This is a genomic window from Psychrobacter fozii, from assembly GCF_003217155.1.
GTDB lineage: Bacteria > Pseudomonadota > Gammaproteobacteria > Pseudomonadales > Moraxellaceae > Psychrobacter > Psychrobacter fozii.
The window spans coordinates 27,432-46,496 of the sequence record NZ_QJSU01000007.1 but is presented as its reverse complement, the minus strand read 5'-3'; the positions used below and the strand labels follow the sequence as shown (position 1 = coordinate 46,496).

The following is a 19,065-nucleotide window of genomic DNA, read 5'->3' as shown; positions in this document are numbered from 1 at the left end:
ATTTCTCAGTATTCAACGACTTCCAGTTACAGCTACTCAGCTTGCACGCATTCTATATGTTTTCTATCTAAATGGAAATAGTCCGTACAATTAAGTAACAATAAAATTGTAAGTTTAATTTTACTTCGTATATTGATTATAATTTTTAACACCCTGTTGGATATCAAAAGAAATATAATCAATAACATCAGATTGTTTTTAAAGAAGTTTTTTGGATATTAACTTCTAAATTTACTTGCAATAATTTACTGCTTTCACGATGATTAATCAGTAAATAAATGTAACGTTTGATGTAATGTGAGTAAATTAGAGAGGTGTTATCTATCGAAAGGCTTATTCAGGCTATTATTTTTAATATAATAGGCTAAAACACCAAGCTAAAAAGTAGTATTGGCCGTAATATCATATAAATAACTATCAATACGAGCAGTAGTCCCTATCGTATGTTTGAGGAATAAAATTATGAAATGGCAAGGTCGACGTGGTAGTTCAAACGTACGCACCAGTAGTGGTGGCGGTGGAAAGATGGTTGGCGGTGGTATCGGCGGTATTATCATTGCTGGTATCTTATGGCTAGTATTTGGGGTAAACCCCATGACTGCTTTGCAGACAGGTCAAGCTGTTACTGGCGGTGGAAGTAGTGAAACCTCTACTGAAGTTGCAACCAGTACGGATCGGGATACGCAGTTTGTAAAAGTAGTACTGGCTGACACAGAAGAAGTGTGGCATCAAATATTTAATGAAGCAGGTAGTACCTATAAAGAGCCTTCATTGATTTTGTTTAATGGTCAAGTGAGTTCAGCTTGCGGTAGCGCTAGCGCTGCGACAGGTCCGTTTTATTGCCCAGCAGATCAGACTGTTTATTTAGATAAATCATTTTTTGTAGAAATGAGTCAAAATCTTGGTATTACAGGTGATAAGCAAGGCTCTAGTGAGGAAGGTAACGAAGGCAAAGCGGGTGATTTTGCTCAAGCTTATGTCATTGCGCATGAGGTTGGTCACCATGTGCAGACGTTGCTAGGTATCAGTCAGCAAGTCAACGAAGCCAGTCGTCAAGTTACGCGTGCAGAAGCTAATAAGCTGTCAGTGCTACAAGAGTTGCAGGCAGATTGTTTCGCAGGTGTTTGGGCACAGCGTAATCAAGAGCGTGTACAGTTTTTAGAAGCGGGCGATATTGATGAAGCCATCAATGCAGCCAGTCAAATCGGTGATGATCGTTTAGCGAAAGCCAGTGGCGGGGCAGTCGTACCTGATAACTTTACTCATGGTACCAGTCAGCAGCGCGTGCAGTGGTTTACTCGTGGTTTAGAGAGTGGTAGCGTACAGTCTTGTGATACTTTTAGCGGCGCGCTATAAGTGTGTTAGGTATCACTATAAGCGTATCGTAGATCACGATAAGCGAATTTATTTTTAACTCATTTTAGGACGGGATATTAGACACAAAAAAGCCTGCAATCAATTGCAGGCTTTTTTGTTTCAGCTAAGATTCTATCAAGGTAATATTAATATTCAGCCTTGATAAGATCAATTAGCGAGTTTGGTCAAGAATATAAGCACCAGCACCACCTACAGCAGCACCACCAAGTGCGCCACGAGCGATGTCTTTGCTGTCGCCGTTACTTTTAAGAACAGCACCCGCAGCAGCGCCAACAGCAGCACCTTTAGCAGTGTTGCTCAAGCCACTGCTATATCCGTTAGTTGCACAGCCGCCCATGATAAGAGCAGAGCTAGTAAGGGCAGTCATCGCAATAGTTTTAGCAAATTTCATAATATCACCTGTTAAGTTATCAAGTTAGTTGACCATAATCAAAACACGATATTTGCATTGTCCAAGTATTTTGATGCTGATATAAAGTATCAAGATACTTGGGCAATAGTCTTAAAATAACCTATTGTGTTACCGCAAGACATATCGTGGTCTGTATTAATAAAGACTGCATTGAATGTATCAAAAATTGATACTGCTGTCGATTTGTGTAGCAGAGTATGCCTATACTAACCCAACTAATAATTTATGAGCGTAGTAAAAGCGCTATTCTTTGCAAATATCCTGTAAAGGATGTTTCTCCACTGTGTCCTTGATGGATATTTTTCAGGAAGTTATTGCACTTGTATAGCTTGTATAGATAGTAGGTCAGTTGAGATTGTTGATTACAACTTTCAGTCTTAAAAATAGAAAAGACCGCTCGGAAGCGGTCTTTTTTGTTTAAGCTAAATGCTTGCCTATTATGCTAAAGCGACACGGTGTTAGCATTAGTTCTGTGATTTACGTTTCATCTGCTCAAAGAATTCGTCATTGGTCTTCGCTTCTTTTAGGCGATCCAACAAGAACTCAGTTGCTTGTACGCCATCCATCGGCTGTAGCAATTTACGTAAAATCCAAACTTTGCGCAATTTATCTTCATCAAGCAGACGCTCTTCGCGGCGAGTACCAGATTTTTTGATATTAATCGCAGGGAAGACACGTTTTTCAGCCAAATCACGCTCAAGCGTAATTTCTTGGTTACCTGTACCTTTGAATTCTTCAAAGATAACGCTATCCATCTTACTACCAGTATCGATAAGAGCACTGGCAATAATCGTCAAGCTACCACCTTCTTCAACATTACGTGCAGCACCAAAGAAGCGTTTTGGACGCTCTAGCGCATTGGCATCCAAACCACCCGTCAATACTTTGCCAGATGAAGGGATAACCGTGTTGTAAGCACGAGCAAGACGGGTAATTGAGTCAAGTAAGATAACCACATCTTGCTTATGCTCGACCAAACGCTTGGCTTTTTCGATGACCATTTCAGCCACTTGAACATGACGCTGTGGTGGCTCATCAAAGGTAGAGGCAACCACTTCGCCGCGTACCGTACGTACCATCTCAGTGACTTCTTCTGGGCGCTCATCAATCAATAGTACGATGAGGTAACACTCAGGATTATTACGGGTAATTGACTGTGCGATGGTTTGTAGCAGCATCGTTTTACCGGCTTTGGGTGGTGCAACGATAATAGAGCGCTGACCTTTACCAATCGGTGCGATCAAATCGATGATACGACCCGTCAAATCTTCGGTGGTACCATTACCAAGCTCAAGCTTTAATTGCTCAGTTGGGAATAGTGGGGTTAAGTTCTCAAAGATAAGCTTATGACGTGAGCGATCTGGCGTATCAAAGTTGATTTCACCGACTTTTAGTAGCGCAAAATAACGCTCAGAATCTTTTGGTGGACGAATCGTACCAGCGATACTGTCACCCGTCTTTAGGCTAAAGCGACGAATTTGGCTAGGGCTGACGTAGATATCATCAGGACCCGCTAAATAAGAGCCTTCTGATGAGCGTAAAAAGCCAAAACCATCAGGAAGAACCTCAAGAACGCCGTCACCATAAATGGCTTCACCGTTACGGGCATGGGTTTTGAGGATAGCAAAGATGATGTCTTGTTTACGGCTACGTGCCATATTATCAAGACCCATTTCTTTTGCGATAGCCAATAGCTCAGCGATTGATTTTTTCTTTAATTCAGTAAGATTCATAGATAGGTCATTAGCAAGTGATCAGATGAGAGATGCCATTAGCAGCACAAGTCACGACATTGATTAAAACAACGATAATATGGCGATAGAGGGTGCGTGCACAGAGCTAGAATTTATGTAGTTTGGGTGTTACGTGTCAGCTTATGTACGAATTGCAGTCGTTTGGTGCAAGGTAATAAGAAATAAATATAAAGAAGGCTACATAAGAGTCTGCGTCAAAAACTCAATATCAGTAATTGTGTTTAGTCATTTCGTTCAGCAATGGTGTTTATAACGACGATTGTGTTTTTGTTGATAAACACGAGGAGAATAGCGATAAGACACTCATGAAAACAATTAGTTTTCTGTTGTCAGCAGACTATACGGTCTTCACAATGGCATTGTCAATAAATTTTGCCAAAAAAGTCATATAATCGAGTCTTTTGCATAAAAAATAAGCAAAAAAGCCACTATCTTAGTCAGATAATGGCTTCTTCTATTTCATTGCAGTTTTTAACATGTGCTTGGCTAGCACAAGCTTATAGATGCTTGTCTAGTACTTTTGCCAATTCAGCTTTTGGCTGTAGACCCATGACTGAATCAACTTTTTCGCCACCTTTGAATACAAATAGGGTTGGGATGTTGCGAATACCGAAACGGCTAGCTGCTTGTGGGTTGCTATCAACATCTACCTTAACAATTTTGATTTTGCCTTGGTAGTCAGCGGCTAAATCTTCTAAAATAGGAGCGATGGCTTTACAAGGACCACACCAAGCGGCCCAAAAGTCTACCAATACTGGTACGTCTGACTCTAGTACGTCTTTATCAAAGTCGGCATCGGTGGTGTGGAAAATAAGATCTGACATAGTTTTCTCTCTTGTTTTATTATTTCTATCATCATGCATCACATAATATCTTGATTAGATAGTAGCGTGATGAGTGACCAAAGAATCGTTTAGAAGTGGTAAAAATGTGCCATTATATTAACATGTTTGCTCAAACTTGACAGATGCAGGCTGGTTAAATTGTTTAACAATTGCCATTAGCACAATAAATCGACACACAATAATATAGATTATATTTTGCCTGCCAGTTAATTCTGCCATTTGTATTTTTGATTGAATGATTGCCACTATTTAACATGTCTGACGTATCTCCTTTATACTTGAAATCGCTATCAGTCTCATATTTCAGTCCATAAATAAGTCTGTTTTTTACCTTTACGCCCTAATATAAGTAGCCCATTTTTATGCTTTTTACTGATGAAGAAGTCAATGCCCTTAATGCTCAAGAGAACGCCCGTCCGCTTGAGTTTTTTCAAGCATTTGCACGAGATATTACTATCTATGAAGACGATGATATTTGGATAGTGGATAAACCCGTAGGGCTATTAAGTGTTAATGGTAAAACGCTGAATGTGAGCTTGCTGGCAAGGCTTGAGCGTGTCAATCCAGCAGTCAAGTTGATTCATCGTCTGGATATGGATACCTCAGGGTTGCTCATTTTTGCAAAAAACGCGGCAGCACAAACTCATATCAGTAAGCAGTTTATTGAACGTTTGCCACAGAAAAAGTATCAAGCCCGTGTCTTTGGACAGTGGGAGAGTATTGGCGCAACTGGCAAGATATCAGTACCAGTACGCTACGAGCCTGCGACCAAACCGCGCCATATCGTCGACCACGACTGGTCAAAGCATGCGTTAACTATGTATGAAATATTGGCTCATGAAGAGTGCAATGGTCATGCAGTGACACGAGTGATGCTAAAGCCAGTTACCGGTCGTAGCCATCAGCTGCGCGTCCATATGGTGCATGTTGATCACGTGATGATTGGCGACCCTATTTATGCTGAAGGGACTGCGTTAGAGATTGCTCCAAGGCTCAATCTGCATGCACAGCACTTACGTCTAAAGCATCCCGTATTGGGTGCGTGGATGGACTGGGAAAGCCCAAGCCCTTTTTAACCAAACCCTTTAGGTAATTCATGCAAATTAGATAAATCATGCAAAAACAAGGACGGTATTATGCTTGATATCATAGCAGCAAAGCAGGCAGTTAAGAGACGCTTTCAATCTAAAAAGGCGCGCTTAGACACGCCAGTAGATTATGAAGTGCTTATCATCGGCGCAGGAATTGCTGGTATAAGCATGGCTTGCCGGTTGCAGCAGCAAAAACACAAAGGGCTGTTTGGTCATAAAAGCCCAAATCAACGTAAACGTCAATCATCAAAACAGCAGCAGAAAAGCTTGCAGCGGTTTGCGATTTTAGAAAAGCGTGCAGATTTGGGTGGTACATGGGATTTATTTACTTACCCCGGCATTCGCTCTGACTCTGATGCATTGACGTTTGGCTACAGTTTTAGGCCGTGGTTGAACCATAGGATTTTGGCAAAAGGCGGGGACATTAAGCGTTATATTGCTGATACGGCGCACGAGTTTGGTATCACTGAGCATATTCGTTATCAGCATGAGGTGCAGCAGATTTCTTGGTCAACTAGCAGCCAACGATGGACGGCTATGGTAAAAAACCACGTTAGCGGTGAAGTGTTTACTCTAACAGCCAAGTTCGTCGTCGGTGCCACTGGTTATTACGATTATGAGCAAGGTTATAAGCCTCATTTTGATCAAGAAGAAGCATTTGAAGGCCGGATAGTCCATCCGCAGCATTGGCATAATGTCGACTATCAAGACAAAAAGGTCGTCATTATCGGTAGCGGTGCGACGGCGATGACGTTGCTGCCAGCGTTAGTAGATGAAGAAGCTGAGCAATGCGCGCAGCATGTCACTATGCTGCAGCGTTCACCCACTTATGTGGCGAGCGTGCCAGGTGATGATTATGCATTGGATTGGCTGTCAGGCAAGTTTTCACCTTTATCAAAAGAGCAGGCCTATACGGTATTGCGTACTCGCAATGTACTCATACAACAAGGTACTTACCGAGCGGCTATAGCAGCCCCTAAATTTATGAAAGCGCTACTAAAGCGTGGCGTCAAAACAGAACTAAAAGGCAGCGATGTCGATGTGGCACACTTTGTACCCGATTATAATCCTTGGGACCAACGGATATGCGCAGTACCAGATAGTGATTTATTCAAAGCGTTACAGGGTAAACGCGCAGCAGTAGTGACTGACCAAATAAGCCATTTCACGAAGACAGGTATCATGCTTAACTCTGGCAAACATCTCGATGCAGATATTATCGTGACAGCGACAGGGCTAAAGATACAAATGCTGGGTGGTGCAAAAGTATATATCGATGGACAGGCAGTAGATATCGGTACACGCATGACTTATAAAGCGGTCATGGTTGAAGATGTGCCCAATATGGCAGTGCTGTTCGGTTATACCAATGCCTCATGGACGCTAAAGATTGATTTGGCTTGTCAGTATGTGATGCGACTACTTGGCTACATGGATAAGCATGGCTATCAAGCAGTATTAGCAACAGCGCAGAGTGATAATGGCACCGCCCACACCCAATCAGAGACCGTGATGGGCGCGTTATCCTCAGGATATGTTAAGCGCGCTCAGTACGAGTTACCCAAGCAAGGTGATATATATCCTTGGCGGGTTACAAACAACTATCTCCGCGACCGAATAGTGCTCAAATACTGCAAGATAAAAGATGATTGGCTACGATTCAGTCGTTAGATTTGATGAGTAATTGTCTTTTAATGCGTATTGATAAAATCCGCGACTTGTTTGCTTAGCATCTGCCACAGCGTCTCTTGTGCGCTCTTACTGCCCCAAGCGTTATGCGGGCTAAAGATGACACGTGGATGGTTCTTTAAGCTCAATAGCGGATCGTTGTTAGCAATAGGTTCTTGTTCAAACACATCACTGGCATAACCAATGATTTGCTCGTTATTAATCGCATTGGTCAACGCTTGGCTATCGACGATACCACCACGAGCGACATTGACGATGAGCGGCTGTTTGGCCATTTTTGCTAAAGTATCTGCATTAATAAGGTGCTGAGTTTGCGCATTTAATGGGCAATGTAAGCTTAGAACATCGGATTGAGCAAGTACGTCCTCAAACGCTGTGTAGTTATCATTACGCGGCGCCCGTCCTTGCTGTTCTGCCCACAATACATTCATACCAAAGGCACGAGCGATTTCGGTGACGCGTTTACCGATGGTGCCAACCCCAATAATACCTAAGGTTTTATCTTCCAAATCTATCAGTGGAATATCAAGCAGGCAAAAATCACCTTTCGCTTGCCACGTGCCATCAGAGACTTTTTGATGATAGTGGATGCCTGCGCGCATTGCATTTAGCATAAGCATAAATGTGTGTTCGGGCACGCTTTTGACTGCATAACCAGCGACATTAAAAAGCGCAACATCGTGCTCATCGCAAGCGTCTTGATCGACATTGTTCATACCAGTGGCAGTCAGTTGAATGAGTTTAAGCTTGGGCAGCTTGCTTATTACTTCAGCGTTAATCTGCACCTTGTTGGTAATGATAATATCGGCGTCTTTACAGCGCTCTAAAATAACAGCCGTATCTTTTGGGGTGTCGTTATAAGTAACGTAGTCGCTGATGCCTGTTGGGGCAGGTAAGTCGATGCCCTCAGAAAAAGTGCCTTTGTCTAAAAAAACCGCTTGCATGGTTATTCCTTATCGAATGGTTATTTTAAAGTTAGTTTTAATGATTATCGAGGTAATGTAGCATGTTGCCTTGGTCAATCAAAAGCGGTTGATTAAAAACATGGTATTAAAGCGACGATTAGAAGCAGTAATCAAAAATAATGCGTGGAAAGTTGAGGCTGACCTACTGAGCGACTATGAGTCAAAAACTGCGAGGTCTCAGTTATAAATGAGCTGTCTGGTGCTTAACGTTTTTAATGTGAGAGACAAAATGATAAAGAACCCTTACGCCATAATTGATGTAAGGGTTCTTTATGATGGTTTCGCCGTGGCTGTTTTTTATAAATAACAGACTATAGCGAAAAACGCTTGCGCAATTTGCCAATAAAACTACGTACCCGATTGCTTAAATCAATACGAATATCATTTTCAGGGTCGTGCTCTACTTCGTGACGTTTGACCAACTCAGGGCTGGCTTTGAGATTGCTATGATGGCGGAACGCGCGGTTGACGCTAATCTCTAGCAGGCTAGCACGCATCGGTTTTGGCAAGCAGCGATACACCTGACCTTTGTTAATCAGATCAATCAATAAACTGGCATCTTGAAATTGTGTTTGTACTAACACCACTAGGTGCGGTGCATCTTGCTTTAAGGTGAAGATAATAGGAGCGATATTCTCACCGGCAACATTAATATCTGTGATACAAACACCGATATCATAGTTCGCAAGATAATCGTAGGCAGTTTCTAAACTGGTTGCATGTAGTACTTTGTAGCTGTTTGAAAACTGCTTGCGAATTTGCTCAATCAGCTCGTCGTTCTCATCTATGACCAATAGTGTTTGCTTATTATCTGAGCTGTCGATTTGATCTGCATTTTCATCAGGGTTGTACGTCAAAGCAATTTCGGTGGCACGACCAACAACTGATTGAAGCTCTTCAGATTTACACGGTTTGGTCAAATAACGATAAATTTCACCATCGTTGATAGAGCCAATAATAGCGTTTAGATCGGCATACCCAGTAAGCAGAATACGCATGGTCGATGGTGAAACTTCTTTGACTTCTCGTAATATGTCAACACCAACACGCTCAGGCATACGTTGGTCGCTGACGGCCACATGCACGTGGTTATTTTTGATGTAATCAATATATTCGTTGGGGTCAGTGGTGATAAAAACATCATGACTTTTGCGAAAGAGCAGTTTCATTGAGCGCAAAATACGTTTTTCATCATCGATAAACGCAATTTTTGGTTTAGGTTCAGTACTTAGAACAGACGGCTGTATATTGTCTTCAATCTCATTCATGTTCGTATCCTTACGATGAATAGTAGGGGCTAAATTATAGGTATTGTTCCTTTTATCAGTGCAGCTCTGTTATGCGCTGCACTGACAATATAATTAACGCTTCGCTTATGCTTACATATTTTGTTCTGTTAAATTATTATCGATGGGTAAGGTTAGGGTAAACACCGTGCCAACGCCTTCGGTTGATGTGGCTTGAATCGCACCATTATGTTGTTCCATAATTTGCTGACTGATAGCCATGCCGAGGCCAGTACCTTCACCGGCTGCTTTTGTGGTAAAGAACGGCTCAAAGATTTGATCCAATACGGACTGGCTCATGCCTTTACCGTTATCGCTGACCTCAATATAAACATTGATATCATCAGCGTAGGTACGCACTTCGATTTTGTCATCAGGATTGCCGTCCATTGCTTGCGAGGCATTGTTCAATAGGTTGACCAGCACCTGATTGATTTGCGATGGTGAGCATTTGATTTCAGGCGTTGGGCCAAAGTTGGTGACAATATCTTGATGTCTAATAGAATTACCAGCGATTTTTAGCGAGGATTCTATACATTCGCGAACATCGATCGTTTTGACTTTTGACTCATCAAGACGTGCAAAATTACGCAAATTGAGTACCATTTCGGTAATCTGTTCTACCCCAAATAGGGAGTCTTTGATCAGCTCTTTGAGCTCATCTGATAAGTCATCTTCTTCGATTTCATCAGAGGCACGAACGATATCTGCCAATAATTTCTCGATTTCAGTGGTAGGCACTGCTTCATTAGTATTAAGTGACTTCAACCCTTGCACCAAAGTAATCAAATCTTCATATTGTGCTGTCAATTGTCCGATGATTTCGAGGTTGTTCTGCACATAGGATAAAGGTGTGTTTACTTCATGAGCAACGCCTGCGACCATCTGACCGAGCGTGGCCATTTTTTCAGAACGTATCAATTGCAATTGTGAGTTCTTTAGCTCTTTTAAGGTGTCTTGCAACTCAGCAGTGCGTTCTTCGACTTTTACCTCTAGCTGTTGATTGATATTGGCAAGCTTACCTTCATTGGACTGAATACGATGGAGTAGCTCATTAATAGAGTGGTTAACTAGACCAATCTCATTACGTCCACCCGCAAATTTGACCTCGCTGAGCTTATTGTATTGCTTATCATCAATCAGTTTTTCAGCGAGAGAGATTTTGTCTGTGGTTTCTTTCAATGGTTTAAATGCCAAGAATGTCAGCATGAAATAGATCAGCACAACGGTGATAAGTAGCGCTAACATAATTGATCTGATCAGGTTTTTGCTTAAGTTATCTGCAATGGCATTGACGGCAGAGTCAGGCTGTACCACGATGAGTTTCCAGTAGGTTTCAGGAATCTGGAAAACATACGCCTGACTACCATTATAATAGTTGTCATTGGTCAACTCGAAATTCTGCAATAGGCGACTGTCCATCGTACTTTGATGGTTTTCACTGGCATTCACATAAGCTGCATAATTGATAAGCTCAGAGCTACTAACAGCAGTTGACTCTGTTTTATTAAGTGTTGCAATGATTTGCTGGGCTTCTGGAGAGATTTTCGCCGCAACTTGTTTGATGATATCGCTATGCTGAGTATCTAAAAAATCTAAGATAGGTTGCCAAGCAGGGTCTGAATCAATCACTTGTTTAATATCAAGCGGTGTACCAGTGTCTTCATCGATATAGTTTAGGCTTTCGGGGTTGGATGAGGCGATGACCTTATTACTATTATCAAGCAATAGAATATAGCCTGAACCTGAGCTTTCACTCAGGTTGACGATGTTTTCTTGTAATTGATTGAGTGTAAAGTTGACTGTGCTCACACCCCAAAACTGATTGTCACGATCGATGGCCACGCCGCAGCTCATGGCAAGCTCGCCTTTGGTCTGAGTGGGGCTCACATCAGCCCAAATACAACCGTCAGGATTGAGGGCTCTTACCTTATTAAACCAGTCTTGTTTATAGTAAGGATTAGCAGGATTTGGATCGGTTAATATGGCTCGGTAATCACCATCTTGGCGTACCATCAAAAATGGATGAGTAGCTGCACCATCACCAAGCGCACCAATATCAGGCCAAATGCCACCACTGCCTAGCAAGCTATAGTCTCGCTTATCAAAAGCATTGGCAGTACTGGCTTGCAAAATATTTTCTTGTAGTGGTAGTGTCTGGGCACTTTGCTGTAGCTGCAACGCACTACGCATCACGCGATTGACATCTGAGGAGATACTATTGACTGCCGTATTACCTCGTTGAGCCACTAACTTTCCGGACTCAAGTCGAATTTTTTCATAACCTTCTTTTTCGACAATATAGACGACAACGGCAAGAACAACGGCAAAAGCAAGAAACAAAATAACGGTCACTTGGGTACTGACTTGGTTGAGCAAGCCAACTTTTTTGGAGGCACTCATAAATGTATTCATCCTTGAATTATATAAAGTACGAAAAATACCATCAGCAGTATTTTTGGGTAGAAAAAGAGCTGTGATTATTAAAGCGTGTCCTCAATCTGAATATCAAATGTCGAATGGGCTAAAAGAAAAGGTCAAGCGAATAGCTTTAAGGCTTAACTGTTATGTTTATCTAAAAGTTAAGTGTCTATAAAAGCAGTGATATTCGTACAGTTTTGAACAAAACTAGTTTTAGATATTAGGCCACTAGATATTTTTGTTAATAATAAATATGAATAATCAACGTAACAAAAAAGACATCTATTTTCATAAAGTAACAGTATAGAAACAATTTTATGATGTAAATGTTTTTTATATACTTGCGAGTCGTTATCTTATTGTTTTATATGACCAACTTATGCTTAGCATTGACATAATCTTGCATGAATCTGCTCTTGAAAAGTCAACTTAACGCACTCATCTATCCGCTAACGTTATATAATGGTCGGCTAAACTGCTGGCTTGATTAATGTTGTGGCACTTCGTTTATGTTTTTTTGACATTTTACGGTGTGAACAACCTTATTTAGCGTTTGTTAGCCGCCATTGCTGTTTTCTAAGCTATCTATCTAATTTCTTACTACCTGAGTACAAAAGACATCGCCCTATGACTATCTCTATCGCTTCATTGCACAGTACTGAATTCGCCGTTGGTCAACGTTATTTATCTGATACGGAGTCTGAGCTTGGCTTGGGTGTGGTCATCGATGTTGACGACCGATGTGTGCATATCTTATTCCCGCAAAGCGAAGAGACGCGCGTCTATGCCAAAAACTCTGCGCCATTATCGCGCGTAGTGTTCAAAGCTGGTGACAGCATCTATGACCAAGACGGCAAATGCTATACGGTCAATGCTGTCGATGAAGTGATGGGCGTGCTCAAATATAGTGTCGATGAACACGAGCGCGGCATCATGGAGACTCGTCTCGCTGCCAACATCACGCTTGCTAAGCCGCTTGAGCGCCTGCTCGCTGGCCGCATTGAACGTGGTGATTGGTATGAGCTGCGTCAAGATATCTTGCGTATGCAATCAGCGCTGGCTGGTCATCCACTCAAAGGCCTGATGGGTGCGCGTGTCGATATCATTGAGCATCAGCTCTATATCGCTCATGAAGTTGGTAAACGTATTGCACCGCGTGTCCTACTCGCTGACGAAGTTGGACTGGGTAAAACTATTGAAGCTGGCTTGATTATTCATCAGCAGCTATTGACTGGCAAGGCTGAGCGCGTGCTAATTTTGGTGCCAGACAGTCTGCAATACCAGTGGATGATTGAGCTGCGCCGCCGTTTTAATCTAAATTTTGCTTTGTTTGACTTGGTACGTACGGCAGCGATTAAAGAGCATGATCCTGAGCAGAACGTCTTTGCGACCGAGCAGTGCATCATCGCTGGTATGGATCTATTGCTTGACCATCCTGACTTGTATGACCAAGCGATGGATGCAGGGTTTGATTTATTGGTCGTCGATGAGGCGCATCATTTGCATTGGGATGAGGCACAAGGCGGCAACGATAAATATGACTTGATTGCCGACTTTGCAGAAGAGACGGCAGGCGTCATGCTATTGACGGCGACACCTGAGCAGCTTGGTGCACAAAGTCACTTTGCGCGTTTGCGCTTGCTTGATCCAGATCGTTTCGATGATTTAGATGAGTTTATCGATGGTCAAGCCGCTTTTGCTGAGACGGCATCGGTCGCTGGTGTACTGATAGAAGACAAGCCATTGAGTGACGGACAAATCGCTGCTTTGAGTAGCTTGCTTACGCTCGGTGCCGATGAGTTGGCAGGGATTAATGACGACGAAAAACTGCGTACCTATGCGCTTAACGAGCTGTTAGATCGTCATGGTACTGGGCGTATTTTATTCCGTAATACCCGTGAGAGTGTTAAAGGGTTTTATGGTCGTAGTAGCCAGCCTTATCCACTGCCATTACCTGATGCATGGGTAAACAGCTATCAAACCACGGGTAAATTGCGTGAGCAGCTATGGGGCGAAGAGAATCAACCTGATGGCGGCTGGCTAGAAGATGATCCACGTGTGTCTTGGTTGGTTGATATCCTGCGCGGCGAACTGAAACATCAAAAAGTACTGTTGATTGCCCGTAGTGGCGCGACGGTAGAGAGTTTGGAAGCCGTATTGCGTCTGCATGCAGGCATTAAGACAGCTATCTTTACCGAGCAGATGACATTGCTTGAGCGTGACCAAGCAGCCGCATTCTTCGCAGACAGCGAAGGCGCGCAGATATTATTGTGCTCAGAGATTGGCTCAGAAGGCCGTAACTTCCAGTTTGCTAGTCAGTTGATCCTGTGGGATTTGCCTGCGAATCCAGATACTTTGGAGCAGCGTATTGGTCGCCTAGATCGTATTGGTCAGACGCAACAAATCATGTTGCATGTGCCTTATGTACAGGGTACGGCGCAAGAGCGTCTTTACCAGTGGTATCACAACGCACTGAATATGTTTAATCAGATTTCACCAACAGCACAGAGCGTGCAAGAGCAATATATTCAAGTTCTGAAGCCAATGCTTGAAGGTGCAGATACGGCTGATAATCGTCATATCTTACAAGGTATCATCGACGAAGCGCTACAGACACGATTGGGATTAGAAGCACAGCTACAAGCTGGTCGCGATCGTCTGCTAGAATATAACTCGTGCCGTCCACGTGTCGCTGGGCGTATTGCTGACGCCATGCGTGACTTTGATAGTCACAACCTATTGCCACAGTTCATTGAGCGTTTCTTTGCTTCGGCCAATATTGATCATAATATTCAGCGTGATGGCTCATGGGTTATCGCACCGATTGATAGCACTGAAATTAGTGACTATATCGATGGCTTGCCACTTGGTGACGAAGACGGTATGACGTTGACATTCGAGCGTGATCAAGCGCTACAGCGTGAAGATATCGAATTTATCACTCATGAGCATCCATTGATGCGTGCTATCTATGAGCTGGCGAGTACCAGTACCTTTGGTAATACGACAGTTGCGATGCTGAAAAGCGCTGCTGTACCGCAAGGTATGGTATTACTAGAAGTGAATTTCCGTGTAGAAGCGATAGCACCAAAACTGCTGAATTTACCAGCGACATTGACCACGCAAAATATCCGTGTCTTTATCAGTGAGCAGGGTAGTGATTTATCAGCACGTATCAGCGCTGAGATGATTATGCCGCACATTGAGCGTTTGGATAAAAACCGTGCACGCCAAGTAATTAAAGTACGTGGTGATGTGATTGAGCAGCGTTATTATGAAGCTGAGGATATTGCCCGTCAGCAGCTGGCTGAGATTGGTGAGCAAGCAAGCGCGCGCTTTAGCCAGCAGTGGTCACGTGAAATCAAACGCCTACAACATCTACAAACCATCAACCCTAACGTGCGCCCTGCAGAGATTGAGCGTTTAGAGCAGCTAAAAGCGCAAGGCGAGCAAGCACTAAGCAACTTGTCATTAGTACCTGATTCTATCCGTGTGCTAGTAGCTGTGAAGCCATAATTTTAAAATAAACACAAAGAACGAGGCGTTATAACGTGCCTCGTTCTTACTGTTTGAGTTGAATAAACGAATGGATACTCGCGAGTGGGCTGTCAGTCGCTAGCCAAAGCCACTGATATTGGGTAAGATGTTTATCGCTTTCTATTTATAATAAATACTAGTGCTGCTATGGCCGTATTTTCGTTCTAAAATTTCTCTTGTTTACATTCAGCAAGTGATTTCATATTATTTTAACTTCAAGTACAAATACAAAGGACCTGTCGATATAGCCTATTGATATCGTGAGGTGCTGTGCGTTTTTGATGAAAATAAGGAAACATATTGTCATGCCCGATTATTTGCAACTGATTGATGAGTTACTGGCTACTGTGGCACTTATCGAAGTTACCCCCGATGTCTTTGAGGGTAAAAGCCATGACTATGTGGGCAGTCGTATTTTTGGTGGGCAAGTACTGGCACAAGCCATCATGGCGGCAGCGCATACGCTCGAACAAGACAAGCCTTGTCACTCATTGCATGGGTATTTTTTGCGCGGCGGCGATATCAACCAGCCTGTCATATACCAAGTGCGTCGATTGCGCGATGGTCGTAGTCTGTCTGCACGTGAAGTGACGGCGATTCAGTACAAAGAAGTACGTGGGAAGCCACCTGTTGAACAAGTGATATTTTCGATGATTGCGTCGTTTTCACCGATGGAGGAGGGGCTTGAGTATCAAGAAGATATGCCGGTCTATCCGCCACCAGAAGATCTGCTGACCGAACAAGATTTAAAAGAAGAAAATGTGGGCAAAGTACCAGAAGCCTTAAAATCAAGGTTTATGCGTCGCCGTCATGTGGAGATCAAACCGGTCAAACCACGTAACCCGATCAGCCCAGAACCCATGAAGCCTAAGCAGGCGAACTGGCTACGTATCCGCGAGTTGGGCAATCAACCGGTGGCGATTCAGCAGGCATTATTGGCGTTCTCTTCTGATTTTTACTTAGTGGGTACTGGACTCATGTCGCATGGCGTCAGCTTTATGACCAGCGGTCTACAAGCGGCGAGCATCGATCATTCAATGCATTTTCATCGCGATTTTGATTTGAACGAATGGATGCTGTACGACATGTGGAGTGACACGACATCCAATGCGAAAGGGCTAAACCACGGACAGTTTTGGCAAGATGGTAAGCTGGTTGCCACGGTGCAGCAAGAAGGCCTGATGCGTTTGCGTGTGCCAAAGTCTTAGCCTGCGATATCTGAGTTATAATCATAAAAAAAGCGATTCACTATCAATGGTGAGTCGCTTTTTTTATGGCATACAAGATGGTTGTTTAATCAGCTGGTTTGAGCACGATTGGTGTGGAGATATAGCTTATAAGATTACTCTAAAATCTTAACCATCGCTCGTGGTAATCCAAGCGTTGCCTGAGCATCATCAGCGTTCAACCAGTTAATATTAATGTCGGCAGCTTTTAATGCTTTGGTTATTTTGGCGGTTTGCTTAGTATTTAGGTTTACTGATTGCGGCGTCAGATACCAATGAAAATGTGTTAATGAGTGCTTAATAGGCGCTTCATCTAATAAGGTTTTGCTGATAGGCACTGCTACTAATTTATTCTTTATCAGCCACTCATTGATAATCTGCTCAGCAGTGGTAAATTCTGCCTCATATACTTTTTCATTGCTGCGTACGTCATGTGGCACATCTGATGGTTTATTATCGCTAGCATCTATTTTTTTCTCAGTGCTGCCATTCGCTTTACCCTCAATTTTTTCTATGAACTGCAAAGGTAAGCTCCACAGTCCACCCCAAATGCCGTTATCAGGACGCTGTAACCATAAAATATTGCCACTTGCATCTTTAACTAATAACGCATTACTGAACTTACTTGGTTTGGGCTGTTTTTTTGCCTTGACTGGATAATCAGTCTCGCGACCTTGCGAGTGTGCTAGGCAGTCCTCCTTTAATGGACATAATAGACAGGCAGGCTTGCTACGGGTACATAATGTCGCGCCCATATCCATTATCGCTTGCGCAAACAACCCTGAATTCTTAGTTGGTGTTAATCGCTCTGCTAATGCCCACAGTTCTTTGGTCGTGGCGGACTTGGTAATATCACCATCAATCGCTGCCCAACGCGTGATGACTCGTTTGACGTTACCATCACAGATGACACCGTAATGGTGTAAGCCCATTGCCATAATAGCGCCAGCGGTCGATGGTCCAATACCCGAAATCGCTTCCCATCCTGCGAGCGTCTGCGGAAAGTTACCTGTTTCATCGATGACTTCAACCAACTGCTTGGCACCTTTATGCAGATTACGCGCACGCGCATAGTAGCCAAGCCCTGCCCAATGCTCTGCCACGGTATCCCATTCTGCTGCGGCCAAATCCTGCACGGTCGGAAAAGATGCCATAAAACGCGCAAAGTAGGGCAGCACAGTAGTTACTTGCGTTTGCTGGAGCATGACTTCGGATAACCAAACAATATAAGGATTGGGTGTATCAGTTTGGTGCTGTTGCCAAGGTAAGTCATGGCGACCATTTTCGGCAAACCAATTAAGTAGGCGTGGGGCGAAGGAGTTTAGGGATGTGGGGGAGTGGCTAGTTGTGTTGTTTGATAAGGTGGGGTCTGAATTGGCGGTAAGCTGAGTCATAGGCAGTGATATCAAAATTGGTAAAGGAGAAGGTGAGCAATCGAAATTGCTCATTAGTATATAAGGCTTGAAGAGCTATAAATAAAGAGTGTAAAAGCTATTGGCTGCAATGGATTATTATAATTAACGATAAACACTGTCTAAAGTTTGACCCGATTCATTTTTCCATTCAATCCATCCGTTCGTTGAACGTCCTGATACTAGAGTACTAGCTCCACTAGGTGTTTTGAAAAGTTGGTTTTTAGTGAGCTTATAGCTTTTGTCATTTATTGCTATTAATTTCCCATTAATGATCAGACTTTCTTTCATTTTAGTTACAAATGGTGGGGCTGAAGGCGTTTGTGCTTTTCGTATTAATGATCCTGCCAATATTACAAAGCCGTCGTCATCATAATAGCCTTGTGCATCTCCATCTTTTACCTTGTAGTAAAATAATACTGGCGTGGGTTTGATTAGAAAGGCTTCAGTTTCTTTTACGGCTTTAGTAGATGTAATTGTTTTATGTTTATCAGTTTGATTACGATTAAAGCTATCATGAATAGCTAAAGATTCAAAAATAGGTTGCCCCAAGGTTGATAGCAAAACATCAAGGGTGTGAAATAACTCTTCGCAGTCAGCTTTTAATGGGTCGGGTGTATGCGGCTTATTACCACTATTACCGTTTTTTAGCTCATAGCGCCCAACGTCCAGTGCAGTGGCGATAGCTTTATGCTCCATATACAGTGCATGAGTTTGAGTCATTGAATTGTTGGTCGATAGCATGACAAAAGCCCGTGTCCAAAAATCCTTATCATCATGTTGATTGAGACGCCTTTTAAGGTCACCAGTTTGCCCAACATAAAGCAAAGGTTTTTCTGTACTTTCTGTTTCACCAATTAAGAAATACAAGCCCACTTGATTAGCATCGGGCATCGCAAAAAAGTCATCAATGTGAATGCGTGGAATCTCAATAAGACGCACGGTACGCGTAGTCATCTCTGCCAAGCGCAACCCACGAGGATTGCCTTTTGGTAGATAGATTTGGATTGTTTTAGCAGAGGGTATTAATGGATTCATGGTAGCCGATAT

At 42.9% G+C, this 19,065-nt stretch carries 13 protein-coding genes; 5 read left to right on the top strand and 8 right to left on the bottom strand.

Annotated elements, in window-relative coordinates:
• The first annotated feature begins 462 nt into the window (after nt 1-462).
• Nucleotides 463-1,356, top strand: coding sequence for a KPN_02809 family neutral zinc metallopeptidase (gene ypfJ / locus DFP82_RS09850; protein WP_110923571.1), 894 nt, complete (start codon nt 463-465; stop codon nt 1,354-1,356).
• Between the two features lie 172 nt (nt 1,357-1,528).
• Here the strand turns inward: ypfJ and DFP82_RS09845 are convergent, their stop codons facing one another.
• The 3 genes from DFP82_RS09845 to trxA form a co-directional block, all read right to left on the bottom strand.
• Nucleotides 1,529-1,768 carry a hypothetical protein gene (locus DFP82_RS09845; RefSeq protein ID WP_110923570.1) on the bottom strand — a complete coding sequence of 80 codons (240 nt, stop codon included), beginning with the start codon at nt 1,766-1,768 and terminating at the stop codon, nt 1,529-1,531.
• Between the two features lie 485 nt (nt 1,769-2,253).
• Nucleotides 2,254-3,522 (bottom strand): transcription termination factor Rho, encoded by a 1,269-nt coding sequence (gene rho, locus DFP82_RS09840; protein WP_025651526.1) that lies wholly within the window; start codon nt 3,520-3,522, stop codon nt 2,254-2,256.
• A gap of 518 nt (nt 3,523-4,040) precedes the next feature.
• The gene (gene trxA, locus DFP82_RS09835; protein WP_194197946.1) at nt 4,041-4,367 is read right to left on the bottom strand and encodes a thioredoxin; all 327 of its coding nucleotides are present in this window, start codon (nt 4,365-4,367) and stop codon (nt 4,041-4,043) included.
• A gap of 383 nt (nt 4,368-4,750) precedes the next feature.
• On the opposite strand from trxA, the gene DFP82_RS09830 reads away from it, so the two are divergent.
• Nucleotides 4,751-5,464, top strand: coding sequence for an RluA family pseudouridine synthase (locus DFP82_RS09830; RefSeq protein ID WP_110923568.1), 714 nt, complete (start codon nt 4,751-4,753; stop codon nt 5,462-5,464).
• 60 nt (nt 5,465-5,524) lie between these two features.
• Nucleotides 5,525-7,150, top strand: coding sequence for a flavin-containing monooxygenase (locus DFP82_RS09825; protein ID WP_110923567.1), 1,626 nt, complete (start codon nt 5,525-5,527; stop codon nt 7,148-7,150).
• A 20-nt stretch (nt 7,151-7,170) separates the two neighbouring features.
• Here DFP82_RS09825 and DFP82_RS09820 read toward each other — a convergent pair whose 3' ends face one another.
• The 3 genes from DFP82_RS09820 to DFP82_RS09810 form a co-directional block, all read right to left on the bottom strand.
• Entirely contained in the window at nt 7,171-8,112 is a 942-nt protein-coding gene (locus tag DFP82_RS09820) for a D-2-hydroxyacid dehydrogenase (RefSeq protein WP_110923566.1), read from the bottom strand.
• A 332-nt stretch (nt 8,113-8,444) separates the two neighbouring features.
• Entirely contained in the window at nt 8,445-9,401 is a 957-nt protein-coding gene (locus tag DFP82_RS09815) for a response regulator (RefSeq protein ID WP_110923565.1), read from the bottom strand.
• Between the two features lie 111 nt (nt 9,402-9,512).
• The gene (locus tag DFP82_RS09810; RefSeq protein WP_110923564.1) at nt 9,513-11,822 is read right to left on the bottom strand and encodes a sensor histidine kinase; all 2,310 of its coding nucleotides are present in this window, start codon (nt 11,820-11,822) and stop codon (nt 9,513-9,515) included.
• A gap of 645 nt (nt 11,823-12,467) precedes the next feature.
• On the opposite strand from DFP82_RS09810, the gene rapA reads away from it, so the two are divergent.
• Together rapA and DFP82_RS09800 are read left to right on the top strand one after the other, a co-directional pair.
• Nucleotides 12,468-15,356: an RNA polymerase-associated protein RapA gene (rapA, locus tag DFP82_RS09805; RefSeq protein WP_181416293.1), complete on the top strand. Its 2,889-nt coding sequence runs from the start codon at nt 12,468-12,470 to the stop codon at nt 15,354-15,356.
• A gap of 326 nt (nt 15,357-15,682) precedes the next feature.
• Nucleotides 15,683-16,585: an acyl-CoA thioesterase gene (locus DFP82_RS09800; protein ID WP_110923563.1), complete on the top strand. Its 903-nt coding sequence runs from the start codon at nt 15,683-15,685 to the stop codon at nt 16,583-16,585.
• 134 nt (nt 16,586-16,719) lie between these two features.
• On the opposite strand, the gene mutY is transcribed toward DFP82_RS09800, so the two are convergent.
• Together mutY and DFP82_RS09790 are read right to left on the bottom strand one after the other, a co-directional pair.
• Nucleotides 16,720-17,997 carry an A/G-specific adenine glycosylase gene (gene mutY, locus DFP82_RS09795; RefSeq protein ID WP_110923562.1) on the bottom strand — a complete coding sequence of 426 codons (1,278 nt, stop codon included), beginning with the start codon at nt 17,995-17,997 and terminating at the stop codon, nt 16,720-16,722.
• A gap of 123 nt (nt 17,998-18,120) precedes the next feature.
• Nucleotides 18,121-19,053 (bottom strand): GIY-YIG nuclease family protein, encoded by a 933-nt coding sequence (locus DFP82_RS09790; RefSeq protein WP_110923561.1) that lies wholly within the window; start codon nt 19,051-19,053, stop codon nt 18,121-18,123.
• Nucleotides 19,054-19,065: the final 12 nt, after the last annotated feature.

Coding starts and splice junctions, on each gene's coding strand:
- DFP82_RS09825 (WP_110923567.1), top strand. CDS start 5,525: ATGCTTGATATCATAGCAGCAAAGCAGGCAGTTAAGAGACGCTTTCAA.
- mutY (WP_110923562.1), bottom strand. CDS start 17,997: ATGACTCAGCTTACCGCCAATTCAGACCCCACCTTATCAAACAACACA.
- ypfJ (WP_110923571.1), top strand. CDS start 463: ATGAAATGGCAAGGTCGACGTGGTAGTTCAAACGTACGCACCAGTAGT.
- rapA (WP_181416293.1), top strand. CDS start 12,468: ATGACTATCTCTATCGCTTCATTGCACAGTACTGAATTCGCCGTTGGT.
- DFP82_RS09815 (WP_110923565.1), bottom strand. CDS start 9,401: ATGAATGAGATTGAAGACAATATACAGCCGTCTGTTCTAAGTACTGAA.
- DFP82_RS09830 (WP_110923568.1), top strand. CDS start 4,751: ATGCTTTTTACTGATGAAGAAGTCAATGCCCTTAATGCTCAAGAGAAC.
- DFP82_RS09790 (WP_110923561.1), bottom strand. CDS start 19,053: ATGAATCCATTAATACCCTCTGCTAAAACAATCCAAATCTATCTACCA.
- DFP82_RS09810 (WP_110923564.1), bottom strand. CDS start 11,822: ATGAGTGCCTCCAAAAAAGTTGGCTTGCTCAACCAAGTCAGTACCCAA.
- DFP82_RS09820 (WP_110923566.1), bottom strand. CDS start 8,112: ATGCAAGCGGTTTTTTTAGACAAAGGCACTTTTTCTGAGGGCATCGAC.
- DFP82_RS09845 (WP_110923570.1), bottom strand. CDS start 1,768: ATGAAATTTGCTAAAACTATTGCGATGACTGCCCTTACTAGCTCTGCT.
- DFP82_RS09800 (WP_110923563.1), top strand. CDS start 15,683: ATGCCCGATTATTTGCAACTGATTGATGAGTTACTGGCTACTGTGGCA.
- trxA (WP_194197946.1), bottom strand. CDS start 4,367: ATGTCAGATCTTATTTTCCACACCACCGATGCCGACTTTGATAAAGAC.
- rho (WP_025651526.1), bottom strand. CDS start 3,522: ATGAATCTTACTGAATTAAAGAAAAAATCAATCGCTGAGCTATTGGCT.